The 718-nt window shown below is 66.7% G+C and carries 1 pseudogene; it reads right to left on the reverse strand.

The window, feature by feature from the left end:
- Positions 1-657: pseudogene (locus EN914_RS37305) on the reverse strand (flagellar hook-length control protein FliK); the annotation flags it as partial.
- Positions 658-718: the final 61 nt, after the last annotated feature.

The raw sequence follows: 718 nt of genomic DNA on the forward strand, positions 1-718 counted from the left end.
GGCCAGATGGGTGGTCGTGGGTGAGGCTGAAAGCGCCTTTTGCGGCCCGGCGTCGGCGGCTATGGCGTTGACCACATTGAGGGCCGCCTGGCTGATGGGACCCTGCGGCAGCGCGGGGAAGCTCCGTTCCGACACCACGTCGATGCGCGCGGCGGACAGGGACTGTTTTCCCGCTTCGGGACGCATCGAGGACCGCACATCCTCGATGCTCTTCATCGCATTCGTGGTGGGCTTCGACGGCACGCCGGGCACATCGGCAGCCGGCGCGTCCGACAGCTTCTGAGCCGCCGCTGTGACGTCGCGTTTTGGCGCGCTGGAGGCAGCGCTCGGCGACTGACCGTCAAGCGCCGTCAAAGGTCCGTCGACGATCGACGCCTGCTCCGGCTTCGACATGGTTTCGAGTGCTTCGCGTCCGCCCGACGATTTTGAGCGGTAGGTCTTTGGCAGTGCAGCCTGTCCGCCGAGCGCCGGGTCCGACGGATTCTCGCCGGTGGCCGCATTGCCCCCTGCTGCCTTGGCCGCTGTCGAGAAATGCCGCAGGTCATGAAACGCGATCAGCAGCGGCAGGTCGTCCTGAAGCGGCGCGGTATCCGACGCCGTCTGTTCGGCGTCGGCCTTGTGCGTCTTTGCTTCCAATTCGTCCTTGCCGGTTTTCACGCTTGCGCCTTTGGCCGAGGTGGTCCTTCCGGGCTCGGCCGATGCCGGTTCGGCCTTGGCG

This window comes from Mesorhizobium sp. M7A.F.Ca.CA.001.08.2.1, from assembly GCF_003998455.1.
Taxonomy (GTDB): Bacteria; Pseudomonadota; Alphaproteobacteria; order Rhizobiales; family Rhizobiaceae; genus Mesorhizobium; species Mesorhizobium ciceri.